7 protein-coding genes and 2 rRNA genes (2 of these 9 cut by a window edge) are annotated in these 7,500 nt (G+C 34.9%); 3 read left to right on the forward strand and 6 right to left on the reverse strand.

Going from position 1 to position 7,500, the window contains the following annotated elements; translation table 11 throughout:
* Positions 1-691: ribosomal RNA gene (locus ACUL40_RS21300) — 23S ribosomal RNA — on the forward strand (it extends 2,231 nt beyond the left edge of the window).
* 48 nt (positions 692-739) lie between these two features.
* A 5S ribosomal RNA gene (gene rrf, locus ACUL40_RS21305) occupies positions 740-855 on the forward strand.
* Between the two features lie 14 nt (positions 856-869).
* On the opposite strand, the gene ACUL40_RS21310 is transcribed toward rrf, so the two are convergent.
* The 4 genes from ACUL40_RS21310 to ACUL40_RS21325 all read right to left on the reverse strand — a co-directional run bounded on the left by ACUL40_RS21310 (position 870) and on the right by ACUL40_RS21325 (position 4,805).
* Entirely contained in the window at positions 870-1,946 is a 1,077-nt protein-coding gene (locus ACUL40_RS21310; protein ID WP_000690976.1) for a glycosyltransferase WbsX family protein, read from the reverse strand.
* 223 nt (positions 1,947-2,169) lie between these two features.
* Positions 2,170-3,042 carry a class I SAM-dependent methyltransferase gene (locus ACUL40_RS21315; protein ID WP_001031897.1) on the reverse strand — a complete coding sequence of 291 codons (873 nt, stop codon included), beginning with the start codon at positions 3,040-3,042 and terminating at the stop codon, positions 2,170-2,172.
* Between the two features lie 27 nt (positions 3,043-3,069).
* The gene (locus ACUL40_RS21320) at positions 3,070-3,792 is read right to left on the reverse strand and encodes a class I SAM-dependent methyltransferase (RefSeq protein ID WP_048538439.1); all 723 of its coding nucleotides are present in this window, start codon (positions 3,790-3,792) and stop codon (positions 3,070-3,072) included.
* Positions 3,793-4,010: 218 nt separating this feature from the next.
* Entirely contained in the window at positions 4,011-4,805 is a 795-nt protein-coding gene (locus ACUL40_RS21325; RefSeq protein ID WP_000790047.1) for a sulfotransferase family 2 domain-containing protein, read from the reverse strand.
* Positions 4,806-5,097: 292 nt separating this feature from the next.
* Between ACUL40_RS21325 and ACUL40_RS21330 the strand changes: the two genes are divergently transcribed.
* Entirely contained in the window at positions 5,098-6,042 is a 945-nt protein-coding gene (locus tag ACUL40_RS21330; RefSeq protein ID WP_001230833.1) for an NAD-dependent epimerase/dehydratase family protein, read from the forward strand.
* Between the two features lie 38 nt (positions 6,043-6,080).
* Here ACUL40_RS21330 and ACUL40_RS21335 read toward each other — a convergent pair whose 3' ends face one another.
* Both ACUL40_RS21335 and ACUL40_RS21340 read right to left on the reverse strand, forming a co-directional pair.
* Positions 6,081-6,857 (reverse strand): class I SAM-dependent methyltransferase, encoded by a 777-nt coding sequence (locus tag ACUL40_RS21335; RefSeq protein WP_000651232.1) that lies wholly within the window; start codon positions 6,855-6,857, stop codon positions 6,081-6,083.
* 67 nt (positions 6,858-6,924) lie between these two features.
* On the reverse strand, positions 6,925-7,500 hold the 3' end of the coding sequence (locus ACUL40_RS21340) for a glycosyltransferase (protein ID WP_065382371.1). It continues 1,356 nt past the right edge of the window; only the last 576 of its 1,932 coding nucleotides appear in the window; its start codon lies off the right edge, out of view — the gene reads right to left on this strand; its stop codon occupies positions 6,925-6,927.

Consider the following 7,500-nt stretch of genomic DNA (forward strand, 5'->3'; position numbering starts at 1 on the left):
CTTATCGACCCGGGAGACAGTGTCAGGTGGGCAGTTTGACTGGGGCGGTCGCCTCCTAAAGTGTAACGGAGGCGCCCAAAGGTTCCCTCAGAATGGTTGGAAATCATTCGTAGAGTGCAAAGGCATAAGGGAGCTTGACTGCGAGACCTACAAGTCGAGCAGGGACGAAAGTCGGGCTTAGTGATCCGGTGGTTCCGCATGGAAGGGCCATCGCTCAACGGATAAAAGCTACCCCGGGGATAACAGGCTTATCTCCCCCAAGAGTCCACATCGACGGGGAGGTTTGGCACCTCGATGTCGGCTCATCGCATCCTGGGGCTGTAGTCGGTCCCAAGGGTTGGGCTGTTCGCCCATTAAAGCGGTACGCGAGCTGGGTTCAGAACGTCGTGAGACAGTTCGGTCCCTATCCGTCGTGGGCGTAGGAAATTTGAGAGGAGCTGTCCTTAGTACGAGAGGACCGGGATGGACGCACCGCTGGTGTACCAGTTGTTCTGCCAAGGGCATAGCTGGGTAGCTATGTGCGGAAGGGATAAGTGCTGAAAGCATCTAAGCATGAAGCCCCCCTCAAGATGAGATTTCCCATAGCGTAAGCTAGTAAGATCCCTGAAAGATGATCAGGTTGATAGGTTCGAGGTGGAAGCATGGTGACATGTGGAGCTGACGAATACTAATAGATCGAGGACTTAACCATATAATATGTAGCAATGTTATCTAGTTTTGAAGGAATATGCCTTCATAGTTTGGTGATGATGGCAGAGAGGTCACACCCGTTCCCATACCGAACACGGAAGTTAAGCTCTCTAGCGCCGATGGTAGTTGGGACCTTGTCCCTGTGAGAGTAGGACGTCGCCAAGCAAGCTTAAGACGAGTCAGAATGACTCGTCTTTTTTGTATGCTTTCATACCTCTATCAATTGCATTTTTAACCCCTTCTAAATAAGAAAATCCATATTTTTTATCTGGCTCTAAGTAAGTTCCTTCCGCCCACTCGTTCCATGCGTTAATAAATAAAAACTCGCTGTTATAAAAAGAGTAAGTACGATGAATTTGCTTGCTTAAATATATGGTGAACTTTTCAGGGGTAGAACCTACAAAGATGCTGCTATTTGCGTTTTTACGTCGTGCAGTATTATCCCAATCAACAAAAGCCCCGGGAAATGTTTTTTTCTTTGGGAGCGATCGTTGTAATATATACATCCATACTTTATCGTAGTCCCAAACATTTAATTGCATATCAGAATCATATATTACCTTATTTATGTCTGAAGAGCTATCATGGGCAATTGTATAGAAAGGTTCAAACTGAATGCTGGCATCGAATCCATTTATATTAGGTAGTGGAAAACTGTTTAATGTTTCAGCAAAGTATATACCTTTTAAACCATTTTCTCGCGCTAATGCATTCCAGTAATTAAGCATTTTTTCACAATCAGGAATATGTCCTGGACGATAAATAATGAATAGAGGTTTATCATCTATATAAATATATCTCTCATCTTGGAAAGCCTGTAATAAATAATCAAAGTGTTCCTTCCAATCAGATATATCTCCGTAGTCTTGAGGCATTAATATATGTTTATCGAGACCATCCCAAGATTTTGTCCATGGTTCATTTGCCCAAGAAAGACAAAAAGGGAAGTCAGGTTCCTTCATCTTTAGTACCTCATTAAAGGGTGTTTCTAATAGTCTTTTTCCCTTAAACCAGTAATGATAATAACAAAAACCATATATACCGTATGCTTTAGCGATTTCCGCTTGCCACTTTCTTACGGAGGGGGTAGTTAAGTCGTAATAAAAATCTTGATAAGGTTCCCTAGGTTGATAATGTCCTGAAAATAAAGGTTGTGCACTTTTAGTATTTGTCCATTCAGTAAATCCTTTCCCCCACCATCGATCATTTTCTTTAATTTGATGGAATTGTGGTAAGTAAAAAGCGATTATTTTCAAGTTATATCCCCCTCATGTTTTTCGTAGTTCAAGTGTTGGGAAGTTATTCTTGATTTGGTGAAGCAATTTTAAAACAAGAGATATGTTATCTGTTTACTGTCTTTTTATGGTATGTATTGGATTTTTTTAAGCTTACTTAATAAGAGAGTATTAGGTAATTTGATATATAGCTGAAATAGAAAGTGCTTTTCGTCATGAAATTTATTACGTTGAATGAAAGGAATTAAATTTTTTGAAGGACAAAGAGGGCCTGTGGTAATCGATTTACATCATCAAAAAAGTCTTGTAGCTTTAAATATTTCTCATAATGATTTTCAATATAAGTCCTAGGTATAACAGTTTCTCCGTAAAAACTACTATTTCTAACATCTCCTGCACCAGTAGGACTGTGAACAAATTTGCCGTTTTCATAATCCGAGATGGCGCGATGTATATCTGGAAAAGCTTGAGATAAAGTTTTATGCCATCCTGTTTGAATTAATTCAGGATGTTCTTGGAATTGTTGACAAAAATCAAGAAAATAGCGCGCTTGTGTTGTTGCGATGAAGATTCCACCAGGGCGAAGAACTCTTGAAAATTCTTTTACCCAATTTTCGGCAGTTGCTTCGGATAAATGTGAGAATACAGAATAAGCGAATATGATATCTAATGAATTGTCACTAATAAATTCTACAGGGGGATGTGGACTTGCTGTTTTATATATCCCTCTTCCTAGTGTTTCATTACAAAGTGTGATCATCGCAGGATCGACATCAATGCCAAGTAAATTTTGATCAGAGGCATCTTTAAATAAGAAGCGTATAATTCTTCCCCATCCGCAGCCGAAGTCTAAAACTTTACTTTCTTTATTCAAGGGAACCCCTAAATTTTGGGCGTATTCTTTTATATGTCTATAAAACAAATATGCTTCGTAAAGAGCATGTTCATAGGAAGCACCTACAAATTGTTTTTGAATTTCTTCAGGAGGAAACCTAGGTACGGGAACCCCATTTATCGTTGTTTGTGAACAACTTTGTATAAATAAATTTAGAAGTTCGACATCAGATAGTGAATTAACAAGATGATCAAAATCACTTCCTAACTTAAATTTATTCATTTGTTAAACCTCCGAATTATATAGTGATTAAACTTTATTTTCTTGCTTTTTACTAATAAAAACATGTAAAAATTCAGCATCTAACCCTAGTGATCTATCCTTTTGTAAATAAACAATGGTATACATGTTTGCGTGTGTATAAATATATTCAATCATATCCTGCCCCCAATCGAACGTTACTAAAGATCCATTCTCATCAATAGGGTTTCCATGATAAATGGGCTCTTCAATATATTCAATCACTTCTTGATTCATTCTTGCTCTTTGCACAGTTTTTGTGAGTGTATGATACCAAGGGACAGTAAATACATGAGCGCCGCCAGGTTTTAATACTCGTTCTATTTCTTTAAAGGCTTTGTTTGGCGTCATTACATGCTCAAAAACGTCTTGAGTAATGAATAAATCAAAAGATTCATCTTCAAAAGTCATGTCTTCTAAGTTCTCACATCTAATACCTTGAAAGTATTGGCCAAGAGGATAATTTTTAAAGTATTGAGAATAAGTATAGTTTTTACAGTTTTTTAATAGTAGCTGAGTTGTAATTCCTCCAGGAGAGGATTCGTGGATACTATAGGAATCCCATTTTGGAAAAAATGTATGCAAAGCATGGATTAAAGCTCGCTGCCTTGGTATAGAGTTACATGTAGAACATAAATAATGATCTCTAAGCCAATCATTATGCTCTATAAATGTAGCTTTCTTTTCGCAAATAACGCAGTACCCATTATTGTGTTTCAAATTGATTTCCACACGACATCCCTCCTATGTTAAATGCAATCTATTTATGGAAAGTATGATACACGTCAACAATCAGCGAAATCAAAGGGGGAATGGGTGAAAGTTAGGTATTTTTTAAAATTGCGATTAGGAGAAGGGAATAATCAGTTGAAGAGAACCCCCAATCGAATTAAAGTTTCACTTTATGCTATGCGATGCATCAGCTTTTATTCATGGGAAAATGTATAGACTTAAAATATCCCTTTCGTGTATGGGTACATTTCAAAATCCTGTGCGTATATTTCTGTAACTAAATCCATAGTTTCTTTATCATAAAAGCTTTCGTATGTTGGAAATCGTGGGAAGTCTGTATCTGTAATGCTAAGTTCTGCATAGCTCCCTGCATAAATCATCTTGTGTGCGCGATGATGATCTGAATTTGTAAGAAGTGCTAAAGGGGATTTTATCAAATCGTACGTGTGTTCTAGTTTGGTGATTTGTGTATTAAAATCTTCTAAAGGAATATAACATTGGATGAAGTTTTCTTCACCAGGGACGTATTGTTGACTAAAATGTATATCTAGCGCTAGAGAATTGGAGCTGAATGCCTGAACGTAATATAAAAATTGTTTAAATGATATTCCTTGATTACTATATTTGTCATTATAAAAATAATGACGGATACTTTCCCATTGAGGGCTAGCATATGGGTTGTCAGCAAGTAATAGAAATGAGCTGACAGCCCTTGTATAGGGATTTCGCACAAGTTTACAAACATCCTTTTTACCCTCTAGAAGACCATTTTGTAACTCGGGTATGTAATTTGTATTGTTCTTATACACCCAGAACTCATAGTAATGAATAAAGTCATTGTATTTCTTTGCTTCAGTAAATAATCCGATTTGAAAAAAGAACCAATTAGCTAACGCGGTGCATCCGCTTCTATGACTCCAAAATAGTATAATCGGAAAGTCTTTATGGTAATGTGGAATTCGATCTTTATGTAGAATTACATGATTTAAAAGTTCTTGATTTATATTTTTCATGAGTTCAGCACTCCTTTTTGGGAAATTTGTGTATGTAGACGTTTTTTTTATGGGTTAAACAAGTGAGGATTGTTTATTAAATATATTCATGGGGATGAGTAAATATTATGAGTGTTTTTGCAGTCAACCTGAATAAGGAAGCTATTCTAAAATGAAAATAGAAAATAAAGATAATGAAAATTTATAACAAACATACAATGATAAGAAGATGAATAATCGAAATGATCCAGTTTATTTGTGTATATTTTTAGGTTTGGAGACGGGAAAAATTTATTACTAGAGAGATGATATTATGAGGAAGAATAATTATTTAATAGTAGGTGGAAATAGTTTCATTGGTATCAACCTCGCATTGGGTTTATTGAAACAGGGGCAAAATGTAAAAGTATTTTCCAGACATATAAATAATTTTCCTCAAAATATTGTAAGTGAAGTTGAATTTATTAAAGGTGATTTAAAAAATGTTGAGGATATATATAAGGCTTTAGTGAATATAGATATTATTATTTATTTAGCTGCGACGTCTAACGTAGCAACTTCAATTGAAGATGTTTTCGGTGATATTAATAGCAGTCTATTTTTTCTTAATTTCATGGAAAGTGTTAAAGATTTTCGTATTAAAAAAATTATATTAGCTTCTTCGGGAGGCACAGTTTATGGTGAACCTGAATATTTGCCTATTGATGAGAAACATCCATTAAGACCACTTTCCCCGTATGGAATAACAAAAGTTTCGCTGGAGAATTATTTGTATTTTTATAAGAGAAAATATGGAATAGATTATGTTGTATGTAGATATTCTAATCCGTATGGAAAATACCAAAACCCCTTAAAAAAAGTAGGGGCGATAAATTGTTTTTTGTACCAGCATCTCAGTAATGAAAGGATTCATATATATGGGAATCCAGAGGAGATTATTAGAGATTATATTTATATCGATGATTTAGTTGAAATTACTATACAACTAGCACAATTAAATCAATTGAAATCTTGCGTATACAATATAGGGAGTGGCAAAGGTCTTTCTTTAAAACGAATTATAGTGGAATTAGAGAAAATAACAGAAAGAAAAGTGGATTTTATCTGTTACAAACAAAAACAAGAGAACGTTCAAAAAATCATTTTAAATATTGATAAGATAAAACAAGAATTGAATTGGGAACCTAAAATAGATTTTAAACATGGGATTAGATTAAATAAGCTATGGATTGAAGAGTTCTTATATAGTAAAAAATAATAACCCACACTCTACTTGTATAAGCAGAGCGTGGGTTATTATTTTGCTTCTTTTTCTATAACCCAAAGGTCTTGATGTTCCCACCAAAATCCTTCAGTATACTTTTTGATAATTGGGTTATGGGGTAATAATTTAATTTTGTCACACACGTAAGAGGGACTAACTATCGTTTGTCCGTATTGATTCACATCTAAATCGAATTGTTCACTAGAAGAGAGAAACCAATAGCCCTTTTCATTTAAATTTGGAAACCCGAAGTATTTTTTGCTTTGATAGCCATGGGTTGTGAAAATGAATAAACCACCAGGTGAAACAGCGTTATATAATGTTTGCAGCCAACGAAACCAAGTTGTATCAGGCATATGAGAGAAAAAGGATAGACAAAAAACGATATCGTACGTAGAGGAGTCCAATTTTAACTGTTCAGGCTCAGGATGAGATAATATAGAAGAATTATTTAATTTGTTTTCAATAAAGGAAATAGCCTCTTCGTGTATATCGCAAGCGGTTATACTCAAATTCGCTTGTAGATTTAATAAATGACGTGTTACGCAGCCGTATCCGGATGCAAATTCTAACAATTTAATTGGATTGCCTGTAGGAGGATAAAGGGAAGTAATTAAGTTTAAGAGTATTTGTGCTGAGTTTTGCCCATCTTTAAAGTAGTAATCTATCGCTTCTTTTTTTGATGGGAAGACGGGATTAGTGACAATGAACTGAAAGATATGATCCTCAGGATGGATACTTGCATTTACATTATAGTTGTGTGCGATTTGAGAAATTAAATCTTTATGTTCCTCTATAAAGTCTTTCAAAGAGTATTCCTCCCTTAAGTAATAGTAGCAACTTACTAGAGATATTGATGGCATAGAAAGCACATGTTTAAATTTTTAAGTATGCTTTAAGATGCTTTCTATATGTATACATTTTCATTTTAGAAATGTCGTCGATAGTAAATCTTTCTTTAATGAAATTTTGCATTTGTACAACTTCATTGTAATGGGAGTATGAATCTTCTGTTCTCGTTACGCTATTTAAATGTCGTCTATGATAGTTTAAGGGGGATGGATTGAAGTAAATATCTCCCTCTGTAAGAAGAGAAACATAGAAAAACCAATCACCAGCTATTTTGAACTTCTCTAACTGTTTTTCTGTTTTCTTCATATCTATATTTTTAAAAACTACACTTGAAACATTAGGTATAGTGTTTTTGATAAGTAACGTATCTTGTATTTCTTCGACGCCTTTTCGAAAATAGGGGCCTTTCCATTTTTCTTTATCGATATCATTTGTGTAATTTAAATAATGATTAGCCAATACATTTCCTTGTTCATCAATTTGTTTTGATTGTGTGTAACTTAAGGTAATATTATTATTTATATAAAACCCCTGTATCACCTCTTGTAAAAATGTCTTATCGCATAAGTCATCGGCCTCTGCGATCCAAATATAATCACC

Source organism: Bacillus sp. KNSH39 (assembly GCF_052656585.1).